22 protein-coding genes and 1 pseudogene are annotated in these 23,768 nt (G+C 52.0%); 8 read left to right on the forward strand and 15 right to left on the reverse strand.

Translation table 11 applies throughout. The annotated features are described in order from the left end of the window. Window positions 1-8 precede the first annotated feature (8 nt). From appC to hyaA, 7 genes are all read right to left on the reverse strand, one after another. Window positions 9-1,553 carry a cytochrome bd-II oxidase subunit 1 gene (gene appC / locus NA197_RS14010; RefSeq protein ID WP_064043482.1) on the reverse strand — a complete coding sequence of 515 codons (1,545 nt, stop codon included), beginning with the start codon at window positions 1,551-1,553 and terminating at the stop codon, window positions 9-11. Between the two features lie 74 nt (window positions 1,554-1,627). After that, entirely contained in the window at window positions 1,628-2,476 is an 849-nt protein-coding gene (locus tag NA197_RS14015; protein ID WP_053445735.1) for a hydrogenase expression/formation protein, read from the reverse strand. Next, window positions 2,473-2,877, reverse strand: a complete 405-nt coding sequence (hyaE, locus tag NA197_RS14020) for a hydrogenase-1 operon protein HyaE (RefSeq protein WP_052932118.1) — start codon at window positions 2,875-2,877, stop codon at window positions 2,473-2,475. Before hyaE ends, NA197_RS14015 begins: the two co-directional genes overlap by 4 nt. Next, window positions 2,867-3,463, reverse strand: a complete 597-nt coding sequence (hyaD, locus tag NA197_RS14025; RefSeq protein WP_052932117.1) for a hydrogenase 1 maturation protease — start codon at window positions 3,461-3,463, stop codon at window positions 2,867-2,869. Before hyaD ends, hyaE begins: the two co-directional genes overlap by 11 nt. After that, on the reverse strand, window positions 3,460-4,191 hold the full coding sequence (gene hyaC / locus NA197_RS14030) for a Ni/Fe-hydrogenase b-type cytochrome subunit (protein ID WP_000147031.1): 732 nt from the start codon (window positions 4,189-4,191) through the stop codon (window positions 3,460-3,462). Before hyaC ends, hyaD begins: the two co-directional genes overlap by 4 nt. Before the next feature lie 18 nt (window positions 4,192-4,209). After that, the gene (hyaB, locus tag NA197_RS14035; protein WP_064043483.1) at window positions 4,210-6,003 is read right to left on the reverse strand and encodes a Ni/Fe-hydrogenase large subunit; all 1,794 of its coding nucleotides are present in this window, start codon (window positions 6,001-6,003) and stop codon (window positions 4,210-4,212) included. Continuing rightward, entirely contained in the window at window positions 6,000-7,118 is a 1,119-nt protein-coding gene (gene hyaA, locus NA197_RS14040; protein ID WP_001058312.1) for a hydrogenase 1 small subunit, read from the reverse strand. The genes hyaB and hyaA overlap by 4 nt, the downstream gene beginning before the upstream one ends. A 494-nt stretch (window positions 7,119-7,612) precedes the next feature. Here hyaA and NA197_RS14045 point away from each other — a divergent pair, with 494 nt between their 5' ends. Then, complete coding sequence (locus NA197_RS14045; RefSeq protein ID WP_064043484.1) at window positions 7,613-8,878, forward strand: DUF4427 domain-containing protein; 1,266 nt, start codon at window positions 7,613-7,615, stop codon at window positions 8,876-8,878. 474 nt (window positions 8,879-9,352) lie between these two features. Here NA197_RS14045 and NA197_RS14050 read toward each other — a convergent pair whose 3' ends face one another. From NA197_RS14050 to pth, 4 genes and pseudogenes are all read right to left on the reverse strand, one after another. Then, window positions 9,353-9,808, reverse strand: coding sequence for a hypothetical protein (locus NA197_RS14050; RefSeq protein ID WP_023181696.1), 456 nt, complete (start codon window positions 9,806-9,808; stop codon window positions 9,353-9,355). A 38-nt stretch (window positions 9,809-9,846) separates the two neighbouring features. After that, a pseudogene (locus NA197_RS14055) lies at window positions 9,847-10,468 on the reverse strand (hypothetical protein). Between the two features lie 758 nt (window positions 10,469-11,226). Next, window positions 11,227-12,318, reverse strand: coding sequence for a redox-regulated ATPase YchF (ychF, locus tag NA197_RS14060; RefSeq protein ID WP_000505850.1), 1,092 nt, complete (start codon window positions 12,316-12,318; stop codon window positions 11,227-11,229). A gap of 116 nt (window positions 12,319-12,434) precedes the next feature. Next, window positions 12,435-13,019, reverse strand: a complete 585-nt coding sequence (pth, locus tag NA197_RS14065; RefSeq protein ID WP_000985595.1) for an aminoacyl-tRNA hydrolase — start codon at window positions 13,017-13,019, stop codon at window positions 12,435-12,437. Between the two features lie 275 nt (window positions 13,020-13,294). Between pth and ychH the strand changes: the two genes are divergently transcribed. Beyond that, window positions 13,295-13,573: a stress-induced protein YchH gene (gene ychH / locus NA197_RS14070; RefSeq protein WP_000823878.1), complete on the forward strand. Its 279-nt coding sequence runs from the start codon at window positions 13,295-13,297 to the stop codon at window positions 13,571-13,573. 44 nt (window positions 13,574-13,617) lie between these two features. Here the strand turns inward: ychH and dauA are convergent, their stop codons facing one another. The 4 genes from dauA to lolB form a co-directional block, all read right to left on the reverse strand. Beyond that, window positions 13,618-15,303, reverse strand: coding sequence for a C4-dicarboxylic acid transporter DauA (dauA, locus tag NA197_RS14075; RefSeq protein ID WP_001037182.1), 1,686 nt, complete (start codon window positions 15,301-15,303; stop codon window positions 13,618-13,620). 124 nt (window positions 15,304-15,427) lie between these two features. Then, the gene (gene prs / locus NA197_RS14080; protein WP_001518537.1) at window positions 15,428-16,375 is read right to left on the reverse strand and encodes a ribose-phosphate diphosphokinase; all 948 of its coding nucleotides are present in this window, start codon (window positions 16,373-16,375) and stop codon (window positions 15,428-15,430) included. Window positions 16,376-16,640: 265 nt separating this feature from the next. Continuing rightward, complete coding sequence (gene ispE, locus NA197_RS14085; protein ID WP_000988246.1) at window positions 16,641-17,492, reverse strand: 4-(cytidine 5'-diphospho)-2-C-methyl-D-erythritol kinase; 852 nt, start codon at window positions 17,490-17,492, stop codon at window positions 16,641-16,643. After that, window positions 17,489-18,112 (reverse strand): lipoprotein insertase outer membrane protein LolB, encoded by a 624-nt coding sequence (gene lolB / locus NA197_RS14090; RefSeq protein WP_000174486.1) that lies wholly within the window; start codon window positions 18,110-18,112, stop codon window positions 17,489-17,491. The genes ispE and lolB overlap by 4 nt, the downstream gene beginning before the upstream one ends. Window positions 18,113-18,425: 313 nt before the next feature. On the opposite strand from lolB, the gene hemA reads away from it, so the two are divergent. The 6 genes from hemA to kdsA are packed head-to-tail and all read left to right on the forward strand — an operon-like array spanning window position 18,426 to window position 23,729. Next, window positions 18,426-19,682 (forward strand): glutamyl-tRNA reductase, encoded by a 1,257-nt coding sequence (gene hemA, locus NA197_RS14095; RefSeq protein WP_000173208.1) that lies wholly within the window; start codon window positions 18,426-18,428, stop codon window positions 19,680-19,682. 40 nt (window positions 19,683-19,722) lie between these two features. Then, entirely contained in the window at window positions 19,723-20,805 is a 1,083-nt protein-coding gene (gene prfA / locus NA197_RS14100) for a peptide chain release factor 1 (protein WP_000804703.1), read from the forward strand. Continuing rightward, complete coding sequence (gene prmC / locus NA197_RS14105) at window positions 20,805-21,638, forward strand: peptide chain release factor N(5)-glutamine methyltransferase (protein WP_000347310.1); 834 nt, start codon at window positions 20,805-20,807, stop codon at window positions 21,636-21,638. The genes prfA and prmC overlap by 1 nt, the downstream gene beginning before the upstream one ends. Beyond that, the gene (gene sirB2, locus NA197_RS14110; protein WP_000150667.1) at window positions 21,635-22,024 is read left to right on the forward strand and encodes an invasion regulator SirB2; all 390 of its coding nucleotides are present in this window, start codon (window positions 21,635-21,637) and stop codon (window positions 22,022-22,024) included. Before prmC ends, sirB2 begins: the two co-directional genes overlap by 4 nt. A gap of 3 nt (window positions 22,025-22,027) precedes the next feature. Beyond that, the gene (gene sirB1, locus NA197_RS14115) at window positions 22,028-22,837 is read left to right on the forward strand and encodes an invasion regulator SirB1 (RefSeq protein ID WP_001257065.1); all 810 of its coding nucleotides are present in this window, start codon (window positions 22,028-22,030) and stop codon (window positions 22,835-22,837) included. A gap of 37 nt (window positions 22,838-22,874) precedes the next feature. Further along, window positions 22,875-23,729: a 3-deoxy-8-phosphooctulonate synthase gene (gene kdsA, locus NA197_RS14120; protein WP_000811046.1), complete on the forward strand. Its 855-nt coding sequence runs from the start codon at window positions 22,875-22,877 to the stop codon at window positions 23,727-23,729. The last annotated feature ends 39 nt before the right edge of the window (window positions 23,730-23,768 follow it).

Raw genomic sequence — 23,768 nt, forward strand, 5'->3', positions numbered from 1 at the left:
TGTCTCCTTTATCCCTGTTGTTGCGCTTGTTGTTGATGTTGCATGGCGCTTGGCCCAAGACGCGCGTACTTCTGCATCAGATAGACTTCCGCGATTAAAAACAGGGTGTAAAGTCCGAGGATAAGCCCCATTGAGAAGGCCAACTGGCCCGGCGTCAGCGCGGAGTGAGCGTACCAGGTCGGCAGAATGTCCTGAATCGCCCAGGGCTGACGGCCAAACTCCGTCATAAACCAACCGGCTTCAATGGCAATCCACGGTAACGGCAGGCTCCAGAGCGTCATACGCGATACCCAGCGATGCTGGTCGATACGCATTCGCAGCGTCTGTATCAACGCAATCAACATCACCACTAACAGCAGCGAACCGCAGCCGACCATAATACGGAAACTCCAGAACACCGGCGCCACCTGAGGAATAGCGCCACGCTGGGCCGCACGATATTGCTCCGGCGTCACATGGTTCATATCCGGGGCATATTTCGCCAGCAGAATGCCGTACCCCAGATCGCCCTCAACGGCGTGAAACGCATTCAGTACCTGCGGCGAGCGATTGCCTTGCGCTATCTCCTGCATGAGTAACCAGGCCTCCCGGCCACGCTTCAGGCGCGGCAGAGCGTCGTCCATCAGGTTTTTTAACCCCGGAACCGGCGTATCCAGCGAATGGGTGGCCAGAATACCCAGCAGAGCGGGGATCTTCACGGCAAACGCATTACGCTCCTGTTCCTGCTGCGGCCAGGCAATCAGATGAAACGGCGCGGGCGCGGGTTCGGTTTGCCATTCGCCTTCCATCGCCGCCAGTTTCACCGGCTGAATTTGGGCGACTTCGTAGGCCGAACTGTCCCCCAGTTGCAGGGTTCCCAGAATGGCCAGGGTGCCGAATACTGAGCCGATAGCAAACGAGCGCAAGGCCACCTCACGCTCGCGGCCACGTAGCAGATACCAGGCGCTGATGGACATAATAAACATGGCGCCGGTGACATAACCGGACATGACGGTATGGACGAATTTCACCTGGCTCACCGGGTTAAAGACCAGATCGCTGAAGCTGCTCATTTCCATCCGTAACGTATCGATGTTGAAATGAGCGCCGGTAGGATACTGCATCCAGCCATTGGCATTCAGAATCCATAATGCTGAAATATTGGAACCGAAGGCCACCAGCCAGGTGACCAGCAGGTGTTGGTATTTATTCAGCCGCTGCCAGCCGAAAAAGAACAGGCCGACAAAAGTGGATTCGAGAAAAAAGGCCAGTAACGCTTCCATCGCCAGCGGCGCGCCGAAAATATCGCCCACATAGTTGGAATAGAGCGACCAGTTAGTCCCGAACTGAAACTCCATGGTCAGGCCGGTAGCCACACCGAGAGCAAAATTGATCCCGAAGAGCTTGCCCCAGAAACGCGTCATATCGCGGTAGACGGTTTTCCCCGTCACCACATAGATCGTCTCCATGACGGCCAGCAAAAAAATCAGCCCAAGCGTAAGAGGAACAAATAAAAAGTGATACAGCGCGGTCAGCGCAAACTGCCAGCGCGATAAGTCAATGACATCCCACATGCTAACTCCTGTAGGCAGAAAGAGAGTAAAAAGCTAATCAGTACCGGACACCGGTGACGTTCCTGTTGAGAGCGCTAGCGCGTCTCCAGCCATCGGCAGACTTCATCCAGGCGCTGGCGCGAATCGGCCAGATCTTCCGGGGCCGCCAGTACCAGCTCCGGCAAAGGACAAATCTCATAGCTATCGAGCAACGGCCCTTTAAGGGCGTCCAGACAGCGCACATGCCAGAGATGGCGCAATGCTGTGGCGTTGATTTGGCTTTCGCCATACCCGGAGATGCGAATCTGGATGTTCCCGTGTCCGCATAAACGCGCCAGAAAAAGGCGATCGGCCTCGCTGAGCGGCAGTTGGGTCAAATTGATGCTGTGAGGTTGCGATGCCGGATCGCGTACGTGCGCCAATAACTCATGGGCCAGCGGCAGTCCATTCATCAGGCCAGCGACAGGCGGAGGCAGCAGAGAGTCGTCAGGCAGCGTATCGGCAGTCGCCGCTTGCCACAATGTCAGGGGCGCGCTACCCGCTTCCAGACGATCCGTCAGCAGACGTCGGTTATGCAGATGGCGCACCCGCCACAGGCCGCAGAAGATGGTCTCCTGGATCTCGCTTTCACTCCCGTCCGGATGCTGAATGCGTACCGAGACTTCGCCTTCGCCCAATAGCGTATTGAGGAATGAGAGATCATCGGCATTCAGGGGAGATAACTCCCATCCCAGCACGTCGCCGACTTCCGGGATGCGCCGGGCAAGCTGACCTCGCAGATCGGTCAACAATGCCATCACTGCCGGGCTGTGAGCGCAGTGTTCCAGCGCCGCCATACTTGGGTCGCCATTGACCTGACAGGTGAGCGGTAGGGGATTCATCGAGAAACTGGCGTCATCAGGCTGCGTGCCTGGCCCCAGCAGATGAAAAAAGGCGTTGCTCATTGTGCTGTCTCCTGCGCTGCGGGAGTGTCAACCATCGAACGCATCAGCGTGAGCAGTTCAGCCCAGGGATGAATACCGCTGAGCGCGCCGCGTAGCTCGCCGTCTGTAAAAACCAACGTCGCCGGAAACCGACGTACATTAAAGCGATCGCCGATAGCTTCACTTTGTTCAAGGTCGGCCACCGCCACCTGCCAGTCAAACTGTGGAAACTCACGCAGAAGTTCGGCGATCATCACCGGGTTATCGCTGACTTCCGGCGTACGCCGCGGATCGCTACTTAACAGGACGACGCCATCTCCAACCCGTTTGATCCAGTCGTCTACTGTGGAAACCTCTACCGGTTGCCATCCCCGGGTTAACAGGCGCTGCCATAGTGCAGAGAACGGGGTGTCATTCGCCACTTCTTTTGCCCTCCAGACGTGTCTGATACTGACGTATGCGCACTCCCTCATAATTTTCCATCGACAGGCATTTATAGTTCAGGCAGCGTGCGACCTCGTTTGCCTGCGGTACGATCCCCCAGGCGGCCAGTTGCGCCAGGGCGGCCTGTTCCGCCGCCGGTAGCTGGCCGCGAGCTATTTCGCTCAGGCTACCGCCATAGTCGTCCAGTTGTGCCGGTTGCAGACCGACCAGCGCTATGTGATAGGGCAGATGCCCGCGGATGTCGGCCAGCGCCAGAACTTCGGAAAAACTGTTTTGATGCAGGCTCATTTTTTTGGCGCTGAGATACGCGGGGATTTTCTCGCCGGCATAGGTTCGCAGGCTGCCCGGCGCCAGGCCGTAATCGATCGCGTCAAGGAGCAGGAGATGGCTGGCTTGCTCAACATAACCTAACAGGTTTAGCCCTTGCGTACCGCCGTCCACAATTTCTACCTCTTCAGGCCAGTGATATCGGGCATACAAACGCTCCGCGACCCGGATACCGAATCCTTCATCGGCCCACAACAGGTTTCCTAATCCCATCACCACTACGCGTTGCGCATTCATGAGGGCTCCTTGTCGTGCGGTTTGGGGAATTTGTGGCTGCGATAGCCATTGATCATGGTGGAGATCACCGTATCGTCGGACATAATGTCTTCCCGGATAGCGAGGTAAACGTGCCCGACGATGAAGGCGGCGATCAGCCACATGCCCAGTCGGTGCCAACTGTGAATATCGATGGAGTTGCCGCCGGTCCAGTAGAAAAATTCAACCACATAGCGGAACGGCGCAAAGATAGCGTACTGGCTATGCTCGCCAAACAGAGCGAAACCGGTGAGGATCATAAATACCGATAACAGGAAATAGCCGAACATCGCGGCCTGCGCGACAGGGTTATGTCCGATGTCGCTCCCCGGTTTTTTCTCCAGAAACAGATACCAGCGGACCACGGAAAAAGCGCCTTGCCACCAACTGCGACGCCAGACCGGGACGATAAACAGCTCTCGCGAATAGCGGTTGCCGACACAGGCCCAATAAATTCGCCCCAGCAGTAACACGGTAAAGATCATCGCGGCGGCAAAGTGGATCAGCCGGATATAGCCCATATAAAACAGATAGGTCGCCTCGCCACTCACCGACGGCAGCGGTCGGCCAATGAAGTAACCTGTTACCATCAGTACCAACATGCAGGCCACCGTTAGCCAGTGCCACAGGCGTACCGGCGCTTCAAACACATAGTGGCTGACGGCAGTATCACGCGCCTCCCCGACGCGTGGAGATAGCTTTCCAGTCATCGTTCTTTTCCTTAACGCTTAGCGTACCTGGACGGCAATCAGTTCGCTGCCGTCGTTGCCGAGCACGTGGGTTGAACAGGCGAGGCAGGGGTCGAAGCTGTGCAGCGTCCTCAGGATTTCTAACGGTTGGTCGGGAATCGCCATTTGCGTTCCCATCAATGCCGCTTCATAGGCGCCGATCTGTTTTTTAGGATCGCGTGGGCTGGCGTTCCAGGTGGTGGGGACCACGCACTGATAGAGTTCAATCTTCTGATCGCGGATTGACGCCCAGTGTCCCAACGCTCCACGAGGCGCTTCGGTAAAACCGATGCCGCGGCAGTGCTGCGGCCAACTGGCCGGTTCCCATTTCTCGGTATTGGCGGTGGCCAGGTCGCCGTTTTTCAGGTTGGTCATAAGCCTGTCGAAAAAATACTGCAGCTTACCGACGGCCCATTGCGCTTCGTGCGCGCGGCATAAAATACGGCCAAGCGTAGACTGGATACCGGAGAGCGGCAGTTTTAGGGCGGACATCATGCGATCTACCGACTCTATGGTGGCGGCATCCCCTTTGTGATACGCGATAAGCGTTCGGGCAAGCGGGCCGACTTCCATGGCATGACCCCGCCAGCGCGGCGCTTTAATCCAGGAGTAACGTTCCTGCTCGTTGAGCTGCTGGATATGCGTATCGCTGCCTTTGACATCACCCGGGTTGTACCAGGGATCGGTAATGCCGTCAAAAGGATGACGGCCCAGCCGATCGTCCGGATAGCGATACCAGGCGTGATCCACAAACTCCTGTATCTGCTGCGGATCGGCCAAATCTACCGGCATAACGTTTTTAAAATCGCCATTGATCACCGCGCCGCCCGGCATTAACAGGCTTTGCTGGCTGAAGTCGTTGGCAATGTCCGGAAATGCGCCGTAGCTCAGCACGCATTTATCCGACAGACCGGTGCCAATTTGACTCCATGCTTTATTGAACTGGCCGATAGCCAGCGCGTCCGGAACCATCACGTTGTTAATGAAGTCGGCGGTGCGGGTGATGATCGACTGCACCAGGTTGAGGCGCTCCATATTGATAGCCCCGACCGCGCCGCTTTGATCGAGATTGATCGCGCACGGCATCCCGCCGACGATCCAGTTAGGATGGGGGTTCTTACCGCCAAATATGGTATGGATTTTGACGATCTCACGCTGAAAGTCGAGGGCTTCAAGATAGTGGGCAAAGCCCATCAGATTAGCCTCTGGCGACAATTTGTACTGTGGATGTCCCCAATAGCCGTTACGGAATATCCCAAGCTGGCCGCCATCGACAAATTTCTTCAATCGATTTTGTACGTCAAAGAAGTAGCCCGGCGATGACATCGGCCAGGCGGAAAGGCTTTGCGCCAACTGCGAGGTGGCGCGTGGATCGGCTTTCAGCGCATTCAGAACATCAATCCAGTCCATGCCGGCTAACTGATAAAAATGGATCAGATGATCGTGGCACCACAACGTAGCCAGCATGATGTTACGTATAATATTGGCGTTATCCGGTACCTGGATACCAATCGCATCTTCGATAGCGTACACCGACGCCAGAGCATGTACCCCGGTACAGACACCACAAATACGTTCAACAAACGCCCAGGCGTCACGTGGGTCACGGCCTTGCAGAATGATCTCCAGCCCGCGGAACATTGTGCCGCAGGAAACGGCATTGGTAATGACGTTTTGCTCATCAATGTTCACTTCGCAGCGCATATGCCCTTCGATGCGGGTAATCGGGTCCACGATCAGACGACGGCCGGCGTCGTTAACGGTATAACCCTGGGTTTGATACTGGTTACTCATGCCTGTTTATCCTCATTGTCCGGCTGTTGTTCGGCTTGCGCTAACTGTTGTTTGTGGCGTTTACGTTGGTTGAGCGCGCTGGCGACAGCGTGACCGCCAACGCCCGCCGCGACCACGCCCAGCGCGGTCAGCCCCACCGTATCGGCGGTTGAATGGGTACCCATCTGGGGAATATCCACCACGCGGCTATAAAACGAGCCGCGATCCCAGAAACCATTTTCTGAACATCCCAGACATCCGTGACCGGACTGGATAGGAAAGGAGACGCCGTCATTCCAGCGTGTGGAGGAGCAGGCGTTATAGGTGGTTGGCCCTTTACAGCCCATCTTGTACAGGCAGTATCCCTTGCGGGCGGCGTCATCATCCCAGCTCTCGACAAATTCACCGGCGTCAAAATGGGCGCGACGGTAGCATTTATCGTGGATACGCTGACCGTAGAACATCAGTGGACGGCCCATGCGATCGAGTTCCGGCAGACGATCAAACGTCACCATATAGGTGATAATGGCGCTCATGACATCCGGGATTGGCGGACATCCAGGGACTTTCACGATCGGCTTGTCGGTGATCACTTTATCGATAGGCGTTGCCTGGGTCGGATTGGGGCGGGCGGCCTGGACGCAACCCCAGGAGGCGCAGTTTCCCCAGGCGATAATAGCGCTGGCGCCCGCGGCGGCTTTCTTCAGTTTTTCAATAAACGGGCGGCCGCCGCTGATACAGAACATTCCTTGCTCTCCTAACGGCGGATTGCCTTCCACCGCCAGAATGTATTTCCCGGCGTAGCGAGTGGTAATATCGTCAAAGACTTCTTCGGCCTGTGCGCCGGCGGCGGCCATCAGGGTGTCGTCATAATCGAGGGAAATCAGCGAGAGGATCACATCTTTGGCTAGCGGGTGCGAGGAACGGATAAAGGATTCGGTACAGCAGGTGCATTCCAGTCCATGAATCCAGACCACCGGAATCCGCGGTTTATTCTCCAGCGCCCAGGCGATCTTTGGCGTCATTCCGGCGCCCAGTCCCAGCGATGTGGCGGCAAGGCTACAGAATTTGAGAAAGCTGCGTCGGGTCACTCCCTTACGACGCATGGCTTGATAAAAGGTCTCCTCGTTATTCATAACGCGTATTTTTTCTCCTTTTTGCACCACGCTCCGCCAGGGGCATAAGGCGCTTTTGCGGGTCCGTTGACGTTTCGCCAGCAAGGCAAATCATTGTGTTACGCGCGAGCGCGGAAACGAGCCCGATTCACTTTGCACCGGCGTATATCGCCAGAAATAATGTGAAAAAAGCGTATCGGATTAACGATAAGAAACAATGCGAAGTGTGTGGGTATAGCTTATAGCGGTATATTTATACCCATTATCGGTTTTTCGGCGAAAGGGCCGTGGCGGGGAAGGTCGGTTGAGCTTGTTCCGGAATGAGGTTTTCAGCGAGCCACCTCGGGTAGATTTAGCCTGGTCTCGCCATTTCAGGGATACGTAAGTTGATGCAAAAGGAGGGAGGAGTTGATGTCATCGTTAAAAGAAGCATACTTCGTGATGATTTTTATATAAAATAGTGGTGCTGGTTTTAAAGGAATGCAAAAAAGAGACTGTTTGAAAGAGGGCGTCCCATGAAAAATAACATCAGATTTGACTTATCCGATTATTTGATTCATTTTTTTCGGGACGTTGATTTAGAGACCGGTAGCCATATTTATTTGCCTGAACACTGTGGTTTTAATAATCAGCACCATGCATGCTCCATTGATGCTAAATATTTACTTAGATTATCTTTACGCAGTCATAAAATTTTCTCGTCCTGGTCATACCGAAATGGACAACGAACCGTATATGGTGACTCCCCGGTGGTATGCTTTACAGATATGCCGATTGCAGCTTATTTAGAAACTGGTGTTCGCCGATTAGAACGAAATGAAAATATTGGTTTATATGCAATCGTTTTACCTAAAGAGCAAATGTTTAATTATGGGGCAAGGCCAGTCATATATGGGTTGGATCAGCATAACAATGCTCGATGCTCGCAAGGCAGATACGGGGAGCGTATTCTTGATGAAACGGCTCTTCCTCTGATTGAACAATATAGATATGTTACTTATGTTCCTGGTAAGATTGACTGGACACATGAACGCGAATGGCGATGGCCATATCGTGGCGATATTAATAATTTCCTTAATCATATTAAAGAGTATGGTATTCCGGAAAACATTGAAAGTACCCCAGGGTTTGATTTTAGATCAAGCGAAATAAGTGGTGCGGGAATAATCGTCCCGTTTGCAGAAGATATCCCTACCGTAACTCACGATATTTTAACTTTAATTGACCGGGGTGGCATTGGAAGAAATACTTTCAAATTCATTATAGCTGTAGAGAGTTTACAATCATGGACCCAGCTCTCGGAACCGGGTGCGTTACTGTCCTGTATTAATGACAATACTTTCGAATTTGAATCTTTTTTTGATTTATCTGCATCTAAAGTAAAAAATTATGCTGACTCTATCAATGATTATGTAAGTGAATTATATTCAAAAAAAGATTTTTTAAATGATAGCTATGCAATGGAATTTGGAAATGCCTGGGTCTGGATTCATGATAACCAATCCCAGGTGGTACGGGCGTTACTGCAGGCTGGAATGATCAAGGTTAATAAAGAAGGGCGGTACTTATTAGATGTTAATTTGGCTTCTGTCGATTGGCCATTAAGAAGAAAAGAGGCTTTCGCAAGTCATGTTGCGGGATGGCTCAAACATCGTTTTGATATCGAAGCGGGAAGGTATTCCGTTCGGGGAAAAGATGATTATGATGCGATCCCAAGTTATGAGACGCCGCTAAAGGATCAGCATCCTTTTTATAATCATACAGTGAATGTCGACTGGTAATTAAGAAAAGAACTTACTGTAAATAGACTCGTTTTAGCTCCATGCATTTTTGAGATCCCGGCCAGATTGACCCTGGCCCGATCTCTGACGAAAACTCTGAATCTTCGATGTTTCCAATTATGAATTTCTACACCAGTCTTTAAGTATCAATGCATTGTACCTGGTGCGCTGCTATAACTGTGTAAGAGGGATTGACGCTTAGAGCTTATCCCATTAGGGCTATTTTACTTGCCATTTTGGTCCTGGCAGTGCTCGCCAAAACGAGTTAGCGTTTTGAACGCCGCTAGCGGCGGCCCGAAGGGCGAGCGTAGCGAGTCAAACCTCACGTACTACGTGTACGCTCCGGTTTTTGCGCGCTGTCCGTGTCCAAACTGGCTGCGCCAATAACGCCTGGTGGGATAGGCTCTTAGTGTTAATGTACACCAAAGGTCGATGTGTTTACCGCACTTGTGGCTTGGTATGCAGTATGTATAATTATTGTGTGAATGTTTTCATAAATTGATTTGTCTCTTCTTTGGCCTTTTCTATTGATTTATGTTTATATATTTTTGATTGGTATGTGTATTTTTCTAACGCAGGTAAGTACTTAGAGACGTCGTTACCTTTTTTGAAATCTATAGGCATATGAATACTCGCATATAATATATTTATCCTCTGCGATGGCGTTAGCTCAGAATAATTTATACCTTGTTCATAATAAGAAAGCATCACATCATTGCAGATCCTGTCTTTATACGACTGCCCTATGTATGCGATGATAAGTCCATATATAAGTAGCAATCCAAAAGAGACACCTGCTTTGTGGCTATGAAGGAAATTATATTGTAGCCCCACAAAAAAAAGTACTTTTCTGATTAAAACAAGGATGAATGGTAAGGAAAATAAAAAACAACCGAAGTACATAATCACTTCGCCTGAATTCTGAAACATTTTATACCTTCCTGATAAATAATGGGTTAATTATCTGGTTAATATTCGTTGCCTATTATTTCTTTTATAAAAATAGACGATTCATTGAAATTTTTTTTGAAACTGGAGTAATTGCTAAGTGTTTTCGGTATGCAAAAGATGACTCGCCCATTTTTTACTATGGCATAATATCTTGGATACATTAGTGCTTCTTCTTTTGTGTTTGGAACACCGTCATAGTCTATTTTTTCATCTATAGAGTCAAGTTGGCTAAATAAAAAGACTCTTTTCCTTAGCAAAGTATTATGAACAATAGCATTTTCATATATATCAAGTGACATTGTAAGACTCAATGCAGCAAATGAAAGTAATGCAATGATGGAAATTGTTAATATTGCTAATGACAAGCCTTCCAGGCAATATAAAACAAGACAAAAGAGTGGGATTGCAGGGAGGTAAGTGACCAACGGGTAAAAACGATCGATTTTTAAATGTGATATGATATTCTGAGGAGATGTGACATGGTCCTGAACGCCCTTGTTAAAGATAATGCTGTAAAGCGTCAAACTATTGTCAATTTTATTTATTGCTTTAGCTTTTATTCTTTGTATGAATATAAAATATGCTATAAAAAAAGGCAATAAATAAGAAAATAATTAAATTATAAATAAAACTATCCACGGCATCATCCTGTATATCTACCGAAATTTCTATGGTCACTATTCTACTATTGTTAATGAATGTCAATATAAATTTGATGATGGTGCGTCCAGCCGGTTGGATTTGATCAAAAATAAAACTTTCGGTATTTCTTTATAGTCACAGAGCAAACAGAGTTGATTCTTTGTTAAAAAATCATCTCAATATTTTAATATGAATTCCTTCACGAGACTCTTAGAATATTACAGTCTACGATTTTAATGATTTTTTATTCATTCATTATGCGTATTAAATTAATGGCAGTGCAATCGCAAATTATATTTAGTTTCAGAATTGCAAAATGATTATAATTTTGTAGTTCATGCAGTTGGCCTAAGATCCTCGGTGGCGAGTGTAGGGGGAACGCCTGAACAAGATCTGAGGCTATGTGCGATACTGTGATATGAGTTAACCCAAACAGGCCATACGGTATCTATACCTTTCTAAAAAGCTTTTCGCTGGTATAGAGTCAAAACCTTAGACGAAACAACATTCACACTATGGCCCGGGCAGTGCGGCATTGCGTATCGGTGAGCATAACGGGGCCTTGTTTATTTATTATACCGTTCTTGTACTTACTTAAAATGAAGATGGAAAAATGTTGTACTCATTTTTGACAGCATTGTTACGAGATGAGTTGAGACATTATGAAATGAAAAATCCACGCAATGGCGTGGATTTTATAGAGTTTTACCGTTGTTCTGAGATTCAATGAAACCTCATAAGACAACGAATGTTATTTAGACGTTGAACAGGAAGTTCATTATATCGCCATCTTTAACGATGTAATCTTTGCCTTCCGCTCGCATCTTACCGGCTTCTTTCGCGCCTTGTTCACCTTTATAGGTAATAAAGTCGTCAAAAGCGATAGTTTGGGCGCGGATAAAGCCTTTTTCAAAGTCAGTATGGATTTTACCTGCTGCCTGCGGCGCGGTTGCGCCAACCGGAATGGTCCATGCGCGAACTTCTTTCACCCCGGCGGTAAAGTAGGTCTGGAGGTTCAGCAGGCGATAACCCGCGCGAATAACGCGGTTCAGCCCCGGCTCTTCCAGACCCAGTTCAGCCATAAATTCGTCGCGCTCGTCATCATCCAGCTCAGCAATATCAGCTTCGACGGCGGCACACACCGGAACCACGACCGAACCTTCTTTCGCGGCGATTTCGCGAACCTGGTCCAGATACGGGTTATTTTCAAAACCGTCTTCATTGACGTTAGCGATATACATTGTCGGCTTCAGCGTCAGGAAGCTTAAATAACGGATAGCCGCTTTATCTTCGTCCGTCAGGTCCAGCGAACGCAGCATCCCCGCTTCGGCCAGGTGCGGCAGGCATTTTTCCAGCGCGGCCAGTTCCGCTTTGGCGTCTTTATCGCCGCCTTTGGCTTTCTTCTGTACGCGATGGATAGCGCGCTCGCAGGTATCGAGGTCAGCCAGCGCCAGTTCGGTATTGATAACATCAATATCTTCTGCCGGATTTACTTTACCCGCCACGTGGATGATATTGTCGTTCTCAAAGCAGCGAACCACGTGACCGATAGCTTCGGTTTCACGGATATTGGTCAGGAACTGGTTACCCAACCCTTCGCCTTTGGATGCGCCTTTTACCAGACCGGCGATATCCACGAACTCCATCGTGGTTGGTAGAATGCGTTGCGGTTTAACAATCTCAGCCAACTGGTCCAGACGCGGATCGGGCATCGGCACGACACCGGTATTCGGTTCGATAGTGCAGAACGGAAAGTTTGCCGCTTCAATACCGGCTTTTGTCAGCGCGTTGAACAGGGTGGATTTCCCGACGTTGGGCAGACCGACGATACCGCATTTGAATCCCATGATTTAACTCACCTTAATATCTTAATAATCAACCTGTTATAGAAAACAGATTGCAGAAATGGAAATAACTTCGCCTATTATACACGGCGTGCGGCAAAAATGCCGCACATCACTGGTTATTGCGCCTTAAAGGTATGCAAACGGCTTGTTGCTTTGGCCAGACCCTCTTTGAACCACAATTCCGTACAGCGTGCCGCTTCGTCAATGGCCTCATCAATTAATTTTTGTTCAGAAACAGGGGGTTTACCCAGCACGAAACCAACAACTTTATTTTTATCGCCTGGATGACCAATTCCAACGCGTAATCGGTGAAAGTTGGGGTTATTGCCTAGCTTGCTGATGATGTCTTTCAGACCATTGTGACCGCCGTGGCCGCCGCCAAGTTTAAATTTCGCGACGCCCGGCGGGAGATCCAGCTCGTCGTGAGCGACCAGAATTTCGTCCGGCTGAATACGGTAAAAACTGGCCATTGCGCCAACTGCTTTACCACTGAGATTCATGAACGTGGTGGGTACCAGCAGGCGAACATCTTCCCCTTCCAGCGTGATGCGTGAGGTATAGCCAAAGAATTTAGGCTCTTCACGCAACGGCGCGCGTAGGCGCTCCGCCAGTAAATCGACGTACCATGCGCCTGCATTGTGTCGCGTCGCGGCATATTCCGCGCCGGGATTCGCCAGACCAACAATCAATTTAATTGCCACGTTTTTTGTCCTGAGTAGATCCATAACTGGCGCGTAGTTTACTGTCTGTCTGCCCGCTTGACAAAACACAGCGACACTCTGAAGTAAATTAAATAATTGCCAGCATTGATTATTAAAAATGTAAACTGTTCAGAGTGTTATTTGTAAAGTTTTGTTAAATGAAACTTTACATTTGTGATCACACCCGCACTTACAAATGGAAGTGTTGTCTATACTTTACACATAAAGTTTAGGGGGATTTCCTAAAAACAACCCAAAAGTTCCGGAGGTGACATATGAAACGCAAAAACGCTTCGTTATTCGGTAACGTGCTGATGGGGTTGGGGCTGGTCGTGATGGTTGTCGGCGTGGGTTACTCTATTTTAAACCAACTGCCGCAGTTTAATTTGCCGCAATTTTTTGCGCATGGCGCAATACTGAGCATTTTTGTCGGGGCAGTTCTTTGGCTGGCAGGGGCTCGTGTAGGGGGGCATGAGCAGGTGAGCGACAAATATTGGTGGGTACGTCACTATGACAAACGTTGCCGCCGTAACGACAATCGTCGTCATAGCTAACCGGTTCAGGCCCGGTAAGCGTTATCGCCACCGGGCATTGTCCATTAACTGAGTAAATCCGCTAACGCCTCCGTCCTGTTCGGGAAGAAGGTCAGACGCCCAGGAATAGGTTTGATACCGGCACGCGCCATTGTGCGCAGCGGTTGGAACTCCAGATTACTGATACGCAATTCGCAACCCTCCGGCAGACGCTTCACAAAACGCTGAAAAGCATCAAGCCCGCCTGCATCCAGCACTGGTACTGCGTCCCATTTCAGAACGACGATACGTTTGCCCTTAATACGTGACTCAAGGTCGGTAAACAGCCCTTCCGCCGCGGCGAAAAAGAGCGGACCGATAACACGCAGCACCAGCACATCTTCAGGCACATCGACATTGACCGGCGCAAGTCGAGTCATTCGCGCAATACGGCGCATAAACAGCAGGGAAGCAAGGACAATCCCCACGCTGATGGCGATGACCATATCAAACAGAACCGTTAATGACATGCACAGCAGCATAACGATAATGTCGTCTTTCGGCGCATGGCGTAACAGATCCACCACTTTATGGGCTTCACTCATATTCCATGCCACCATCAGCAGTAGCGCCGCCATCGCGGAAAGCGGCAGCCAGGAGAGTAGCGGGGCCAAGACCAGTAGCGCCAGAATGACCAGGATAGCGTGAATTACCGCCGAGATGGGAGAGGTCGCGCCAGCGCGGACGTTGGCGGCAGAGCGGGCAATCGCGGCGGTGGCGGTGATGCCGCCAAAGAACGGCGCGACCATATTCCCCAGCCCCTGGCCGATAAGTTCGCTGTTAGCTTTATGTTTGGTGCCGGTCATGCCGTCCAGCACGACGGCGCAGAGCAATGATTCGATTGCCCCCAGCATTGCCATCGAGAAGGCCGCTGGCAGCAGCGCGCGCAGTGAATCCCAGCTTAGCGTGAAATCGGAGCCAGGAAGACTCCACGGCAGCATCAGTTGCGGCAGGAGCTGCGGGATGCCGTTGCCCTGAGTGCCGTCAGCCAGAACGTAATGGAACTGTGAGCCGATAGTCGCCACATTGCCGCCCAGCAGATTAACGATCCCCATCACGGCGCAACCGGCCAGTAGTGCGGGAAGATGTCCTGGCAGACGAATACCGAGACGCGGCCAGAAAATCAACGTTCCCAGCGTTACCACGCCAATGGCGGCATCGCCAATATTGACGGTGGGCAACGCCATAAACAGCGCGCCGACTTTCTGCAAATAGTGCTCTGGCACATGGGCCATCTGCAGACCAAGAAAATCTTTAATCTGCATGGTACCGATGGTAATACCAATCCCTGAGGTAAAACCCAACGTGACCGACACCGGGATATATTCAATCAATCGCCCCAGTCTCGCCAGGCCGAAAAGGATCAGGAAGAAGCCCGACATCAGCGTGGCGACCAGTAGGCCCGCCAGACCAAACTGTTGCGATACCGGATACAAAATCACCACAAACGCGGCGGTAGGGCCGGAAACGCTAAAGCGCGAGCCGCCGGTTAGCGCGATCACGATCCCGGCGACAGCGGAGGTATAGAGGCCATACTGCGGCGCAACGCCACTGCCAATTGCCAGCGCCATCGCCAGCGGGATAGCAATAATCCCGACGGTGATCCCGGCTATCACATCACGGGTGAACCGGGAGGCGGTATATTTTTCTTTCCAGCAAGCATCGATGAGAGCGCGGAAAGGCATCACATGTGAGGAAAATAATTTGTTCACAATAATGTTTCATCCATGAGCGCATCATCTGTCAACTAAATGGCAGGTGAAGGAGGCATAAGTCATACAAAAGGGTGTTACAGACAAAAAAACCCGCCGCAGCGGGTTTCAGATCCGGGTTCGATCAATGCTCGAACATGGCGGAAATCGATTCTTCGTTGCTGATACGGCGAATCGCTTCGGCCAGCATACCTGACAGGGTCAAAGTACGCACGTTCGGCAGCGCTTTGATTTCGTCGGTCAGCGGAATGGTGTCGCAGACAACGACTTCATCAATGACGGAGTTGCGCAGGTTGTTTGCCGCATTGCCTGAGAAGATCGGGTGCGTCGCGTAGGCAAACACGCGTTTAGCGCCACGTTCTTTCAATGCTTCTGCTGCTTTGCACAGAGTACCGCCGGTATCGATCATATCATCAACCAGCACGCAGTCACGGCCAGCGACGTCGCCGATGATGTGCATCACCTGAGAAACGTTCGCGCGCGGACGACGTTTATCAATGATAGCCATATCGGTATCGTTCAGCAGCTTAGCGATAGCGCGGGCACGAACCACGCCGCCAATATCCGGAGAAACCACGATCGGGTTATCCAGATTCAGTTGCAGCATATCTTCGAGCAGGATTGGGCTACCGAACACGTTATCAACCGGAACGTCAAAGAAGCCCTGGATCTGTTCAGCATGCAGATCTACGGTGAGAACGCGGTCAACGCCGACGCTGGACAGGAAGTCAGCGACAACTTTTGCGGTAATCGGCACACGGGCGGAACGTACGCGACGGTCCTGACGTGCATAGCCAAAGTAGGGGATAACGGCGGTGATACGACCTGCGGAAGCACGACGCAGGGCATCAACCATAACGACCAATTCCATCAGGTTGTCGTTGGTTGGGGCACAAGTGGACTGGATGATGAAAATATCACCACCGCGTACATTTTCGTTGATTTGTACGCTGACTTCGCCGTCGCTAAAGCGACCTACGGCGGCGTCGCCGAGAGAAGTGTACAGGCGGTTGGCAATACGTTGTGCTAGTTCCGGGGTGGCGTTACCAGCAAAAAGCTTCATATCAGGCACGAGAAGAACCTCAGGCATGCGTCCATTGGTGGAAAGAATCTGCCGAAAACTGTGCGGGCCAGGCAAAATCCTATCCAGGCGGTGTATTAAAGAGCGCGATGCAACGTCTGGAACAAGGTGACGTTGTCACCGAAGCTCAGCTTGCCCGGCTTACTCGTCTTCATTCACGTTTCATGTGCGCTGGTATCGATGCCTCACACCGGTCAAATACGGCATATATGACCGGCGACTCGTCATTTCGCCATCTTCCTGAAACCCGAATGCGTTAGAGTAACTCTCGATGCAATGGGGAGAGGTTGACACCCTTCGCCACAAAAGCATTGAGCCATTCCGGGGCTTGCTCAAGCACCTGGCGAGCACAAGACTCTGTATCGAATTCAGCAAAGACACAGGCCCCTGTCCCAGTCAGGCGCGACGGCGCGTATTCTAACAGCCAGGAAAGCGCCGCATCAACCTCGCGAAAACGTTTTCTTGCGATAACCTCGCAATCATTGCTGAATTCACATTTTAGTAACGTATCTATTGACCTTTTTGGCGTATTACGCGGCAATTGAGGATCTTTAAAGATAACCGGCGTCGGAATGCTTACGCCAGGGTGCGCGACCAGATACCATTTTTCCGGCGGATTCACCGGCGTTAATATTTCGCCTACGCCTTCGGCAAACGCGGCGTGGCCACGAACAAAGACCGGGACGTCGGCGCCGAGCGTCAGGCCGAGCGTCGCCAGTTCATCAATGGAAAGCCCGCATTGCCAAAGATGATTGAGCGCCACCAGAACGGTCGCGGCGTTAGACGAGCCGCCACCCAGACCGCCGCCCATGGGAAGGCGCTTCTCAATGCTGATATCCGCGCCGCTTCCGGCGGGCAGGCGTCCACTCTCCGAGGCGACTTTCATCAACAGCCGCGCGGCGCGGACGATCAGATTGTCTTCATTTTCAACGCCGTTAACCGGCGTTAATAAATGGATTTCGCCATCGTGACGCGGTTCGATGTGGAGTGTGTCGCCATAATCCAGAAACTGAAACAGCGTCTGCAGCGTGTGGTAGCCGTCTGCTCGCTGTCCGGTGATATATAAAAACAGATTTAATTTTGCCGGAGAAGGCCAATGGGTCATCATTTCACAATCCAGTTATCCATTTTCAGCTTAATGCGCTGACTGCCGTCGGAAAGCTCCATATTGGCAGGCATGGCAGGCTGCGTTTTGCTGTCATAGCCACCGTAAACCACTTTCCAGTTTTTACCATCCTGGCGGTAGTTCACTTCGCTCAGGCGATACTGGTCGTCCAGTTTGTAGTCAGTGGCATCGCCAGGCAGACCGAGGATCCACTGCCGCAGGCTGTTTAACGGAATCGGCATCCCGGTGAGTTTGCCGATCATCTCTTCGGCGTTATCGGCGGTATAACGCTGGCCTTTGTTATCCACCAACTGGACGTTGCCCGGCTGGGCGTTAAGCTCCAGCTCGGTGCTGCCCAGCGGATTGGTTAGCAGCAGGCGATAGCGATCCTGTCCGGTCTGTTGCCAGAAGAAGCGCGCATAGACTTTCTGATCATCTGAGATGTAAGCAAAGGCGCCGCGCGTCTGGTATTGATTCAGATGACGCACCTCTTGCTGATGCTGGCGCCACTGAGGGGAATCCGGGCTCTTGCCCGGGCCTTTATGCCCAGGAAGCGTACAGGCGGTGAGAACCAGGCTTGCTAACGGCAGTAGACGAATCAGGCGAAAATCGGGCAGGGTCATAGTGATGACGAATCCTTGTGATACGGTGCAATAATTGCCTGATGGCGTTACGCTTATCAGGCCTGAAAACTGAACCTGCAGGCTGTAAAAACGTTCGCGCCGCGATTCGGCAAATTTTTGCTATCGGTTACAGTTATAGCCTTTAATGCTAGCGCCGCCTGGTGACATCGTCTACTTTCAAGTTGTCTTAAATCATCAAATTAGCGAGCGCTGCCAATTACTCCAAAAGGGGGCTCTCTCTTTTATTGACCACGCGCATCCTGTATGATGCAAGCAGACTAACCATATCAACGCTGGTACTACTCCCGCAGACATGACCCTTTTAGCGCTCGGTATTAACCATAAAACGGCACCTGTATCGCTGCGAGAACGCGTAACGTTTTCGCCGGACACGCTTGATCAGGCGCTGGACAGCCTGCTTGCGCAGCCAATGGTGCAGGGCGGGGTCGTGCTGTCAACCTGTAACCGTACAGAGCTGTATCTGAGCGTGGAAGAGCAGGATAACCTGCAGGAAGCGCTGATCCGCTGGTTATGCGATTACCATAACCTGAACGAGGACGATCTGCGCAACAGTCTGTACTGGCATCAGGACAATGACGCCGTCAGCCACCTGATGCGCGTCGCCAGCGGTCTGGATTCACTGGTGCTGGGTGAACCGCAAATCCTCGGTCAGGTGAAAAAAGCGTTTGCGGATTCGCAAAAAGGCCACCTTAACGCCAGCGCGCTGGAGCGAATGTTTCAGAAGTCTTTTTCCGTCGCCAAGCGAGTGCGGACTGAAACCGATATCGGCGCCAGCGCCGTCTCCGTCGCGTTTGCCGCCTGTACGCTCGCCCGCCAAATCTTTGAATCGCTGTCGACGGTCACTGTACTGTTAGTTGGCGCAGGCGAAACCATTGAACTGGTGGCGCGTCACCTGCGCGAGCATAAAGTACAAAAGATGATTATCGCCAACCGAACCCGCGAGCGCGCGCAAGCCCTGGCGGATGAGGTAGGCGCTGAGGTTATCTCGCTCAGCGATATCGACGCCCGTTTGCAGGATGCCGATATTATTATCAGTTCGACCGCCAGCCCGCTGCCGATTATCGGTAAAGGCATGGTGGAGCGCGCATTAAAAAGCCGTCGCAACCAGCCGATGCTGCTGGTGGATATCGCCGTACCGCGCGACGTTGAGCCGGAAGTCGGCAAACTGGCGAACGCTTATCTTTATAGCGTCGATGATTTACAGAGCATCATTTCGCATAATCTGGCGCAGCGTCAGGCTGCGGCGGTGGAAGCGGAAACGATTGTTGAGCAGGAAGCCAGCGAGTTTATGGCCTGGCTACGCGCCCAGGGGGCCAGCGAGACCATTCGGGAATACCGTAGTCAGTCGGAGCAGATTCGTGACGAACTGACTACCAAAGCGCTGTCGGCCCTTCAACAGGGCGGTGATGCGCAAGCCATCTTGCAGGATCTGGCATGGAAACTGACCAACCGCCTGATTCATGCGCCAACGAAATCACTTCAACAGGCTGCCCGTGACGGGGATGACGAACGCCTGAATATTCTGCGCGACAGCCTCGGGCTGGAGTAGCAGCACACACCACACTTTTTTACAGGGTGAATTTACGCCTATGAAGCCTTCTATCGTTGCCAAACTGGAAGCCCTGCACGAACGCCATGAGGAAGTTCAGGCGTTGCTGGGCGATGCGGGAATTATCGCCGACCAGGACCGCTTTCGCGCATTGTCGCGCGAATATGCGCAATTAAGCGACGTTTCTCGCTGTTTTACGGACTGGCAACAGGTTCAGGACGATATCGAGACGGCTCAGATGATGCTCGACGATCCTGAAATGCGGGAAATGGCGCAGGAAGAACTGCGCGAAGCGAAAGAAAAAAGCGAACAACTGGAGCAACAGTTACAGGTACTGCTGCTGCCGAAAGATCCGGACGATGAACGAAACGCGTTCCTTGAGGTTCGCGCCGGCACTGGCGGCGACGAAGCCGCGCTGTTTGCCGGCGATCTGTTCCGCATGTACAGCCGTTATGCCGAAGCGCGCCGCTGGCGCGTGGAGATCATGAGCATGAGCGAAGGCGAGCATGGCGGTTATAAAGAGATCATCGCCAAAATCAGCGGCGACGGCGTGTATGGCCGACTGAAATTTGAGTCCGGCGGACACCGCGTACAGCGTGTTCCGGCGACCGAGTCGCAGGGGCGTATCCATACCTCCGCCTGTACCGTCGCCGTGATGCCGGAGCTGCCGGAAGCCGAGCTGCCGGATATTAACCCGGCGGATCTGCGCATTGATACGTTTCGTTCTTCCGGCGCGGGCGGTCAGCACGTTAACACCACCGACTCCGCTATCCGAATTACCCACTTGCCGACCGGCATCGTGGTGGAATGCCAGGACGAGCGTTCGCAGCATAAAAACAAAGCGAAAGCGCTCTCGGTGCTCGGGGCGCGCATTCACGCCGCCGAAACGGCAAAACGCCAGCAGGCCGAGGCGTCAACGCGACGCAATCTGCTTGGCAGCGGCGATCGCAGCGATCGTAACCGGACCTATAATTTCCCGCAGGGGCGCGTGACCGATCATCGTATTAATCTGACGTTATATCGCCTTGATGAAACGATGGAAGGTAAGCTGGATATGCTGATTGAGCCGATTGTTCAGGAACACCAGGCTGACCTGTTAGCCGCCTTATCCGAGCAGGAATAATGGATTTTCAGCACTGGCTGCATGAGGCGGTAAACCAGCTCCGGGACAGCGACAGCCCCCGGCGCGACGCCGAGATCCTGCTAGAGTACGTTACGGGCAAGGGGCGGACGTATATCATGGCCTTTGGCGAAACGCCGCTTACCGACGTCCAGCAACAACAGCTCGCGGACCTGCTGCAGCGGCGTAAACAGGGCGAACCTATTGCGTACCTGACGGGCTTACGCGAATTCTGGTCGCTGCCGCTCTTCGTTTCTCCCGCCACGCTAATCCCGCGCCCGGATACCGAATGTCTGGTTGAACAGGCGTTGGCGCGATTGCCGGTAAAAACCTGTCGTATTCTGGATTTAGGCACCGGAACCGGTGCGATTGCGCTGGCGCTGGCCTGCGAGCGACCGGATTGCGAGGTGACTGCGGTCGATCGTATGCCTGATGCGGTTGCGCTGGCGATACGCAACGCGGAACATTTGGCTATCCGGAATGTGCGTATACTGCAAAGTTGTTGGTTCAGCGCGCTATCGGGGCAGCAGTTCGACATGATTGTCAGCAATCCGCCCTACATTGACGCCCAGGACCCGCATCTTAGCGAAGGCGATGTACGCTTTGAACCGCGCTCGGCGTTGGTAGCGGACGAAAACGGTATGGCGGATCTTACGCATATTATCGATAACGCCCGCCAGATGTTAACGCCCGGCGGCTTCCTGCTGCTGGAACACGGTTGGCAACAAGGCGAAGCGGTAAGAGCGGTTTTCAGGCGGTCTGGTTACTCGGATGTAGAAACGTGTCGTGATTATGGCGGTAATGAACGCGTAACCTGCGGGCGTTTTACGCCATGACAATTGCAATGTTGCTCACGCTTCATCTTATTTGTGTTGCGCTCTCCGTCAGTTTGTTTGTCGCTCGTTACTGGTGGCGCTATTGCGGCCATGCGTTGGCCGCCGCGCGCTGGACACGAATCGTGCCTCCCGTCATAGATACCCTGTTACTGCTTAGCGGTATTGGGTTAATCGTTAAAACGCACATCCTGCCATTCACGGAGTCGGGCTCATGGCTGACTGAAAAACTGTTTGGCGTTATCATCTACATCGTTTTGGGTTTTATTGCGCTTGATTATCGTCAGGCGCGCAGCCAGCAGGCGCGTTTTATCGCTTTCCCGCTGGCGCTGGTGGTGCTGTACATCATCATTAAACTCGCCACCACAAAAATACCGTTACTGGGGTAAGTCATGAGGTCGTTAGCTGATTTCGAATTTAACAATGCGCCGCTGTGTGATGGCATGATCCTGGCATCAGAGATGATTCGCCTGGATTTTCCCACGCAGTTTGTCTACGACGAACTGGAACGTCTGGTCAGTCTGGCGCAAGAAGAAATTAGCCAGCTCCTGTCTCAGGATGAGCAACTGGAAAAATTGCTGGCACTTTTTTACGGCGAGTGGGGGTTCACGGACTCCCGCGGCGTCTACCGTCTTTCTGATGCTTTATGGCTCGATAAAGTCCTGAAAAAACGTCAGGGTAGCGCGGTATCGTTGGGCGCTATTTTATTATGGATAGCAAACCGTCTTGATTTGCCGTTGGTGCCCGTTATCTTCCCAACGCAGTTGATTTTGCGTATTGAATCGCTGGAAGGGGAAATGTGGCTGATTAACCCGTTCAACGGTGAAACGCTTGATGAACATACCCTCGAAGTCTGGTTAAAAGGCAATATTAGTCCGGTCGCCGAGTTGTTTAACGAAGATTTGGACGAGGCGGATAACGCCGAAGTGATTCGTAAGCTACTGGATACGCTGAAATCCTCGCTGATGGAGGAACGGCAAATGGAGCTGGCGCTACGCGTTAGCGAAGCATTGTTGCAATTTAACCCGGAAGATCCTTACGAAATCCGTGACCGCGGGTTGATCTACGCGCAGCTTGAGTGTGAACACGTTGCGCTGACTGATTTAAGCTACTTCGTTGAACAGTGTCCGGAAGACCCGATCAGCGAAATGATTCGTGCGCAGATCAACACCATTGCGCACAAGCAAATTGTTCTACATTAATTAACCGACATTTTACCTATAAGTGTAAGGCGATCCTATGAAACAAAAAGTGGTTAACATTGGCGACATTAAGGTGGCAAATGACCTGCCGTTTGTGCTGTTTGGCGGTATGAACGTGCTGGAGTCACGCGATCTGGCAATGCGCATTTGTGAGCACTACGTAACCGTTACCCAGAAGCTGGGTATTCCTTACGTGTTCAAGGCCTCTTTTGATAAAGCCAACCGTTCCTCTATTCACTCTTACCGTGGGCCGGGTCTGGAAGAAGGGATGAAAATCTTCCAGGAACTCAAGCAGACATTTGGCGTAAAAGTGATCACTGACGTCCATGAAGCCAGCCAGGCGCAGCCTGTTGCTGATGTGGTTGACGTGATTCAGCTCCCGGCGTTTCTGGCGCGCCAGACCGACCTGGTGGAAGCGATGGCGAAAACCGGCGCTGTGATTAACGTGAAAAAGCCGCAGTTCGTAAGCCCGGGTCAGATGGGCAATATTGTGGATAAGTTCCATGAGGGCGGTAACGATAAGGTGATTCTGTGCGACCGCGGCGCGAACTTCGGCTATGACAACCTGGTGGTGGATATGCTGGGCTTTAGCGTGATGAAAAAGGTTTCCGGCAACTCGCCGGTGATTTTCGACGTCACCCATGCGCTGCAATGCCGCGACCCATTTGGCGCCGCCTCTGGCGGTCGTCGAGGTCAGGTGACCGAGCTGGCGCGCGCCGGTATGGCTGTCGGTCTGGCGGGCCTGTTCCTGGAGTCGCATCCGGACCCGGCTAACGCGAAGTGCGACGGTCCTTCCGCGCTGCCGCTGGCGAAACTGGAGCAGTTCCTGACCCAGATAAAAGCGATTGATGATTTGGTGAAAAGCTTCGACGAGCTGGATACCGAGAACTGATTGCGGTTTTTAGCTTGTGTAGGCCGGATAAGATACTAT

Source organism: Salmonella sp. NW884, assembly GCF_051700745.1.
Lineage (GTDB): Bacteria > Pseudomonadota > Gammaproteobacteria > Enterobacterales > Enterobacteriaceae > Salmonella > Salmonella enterica.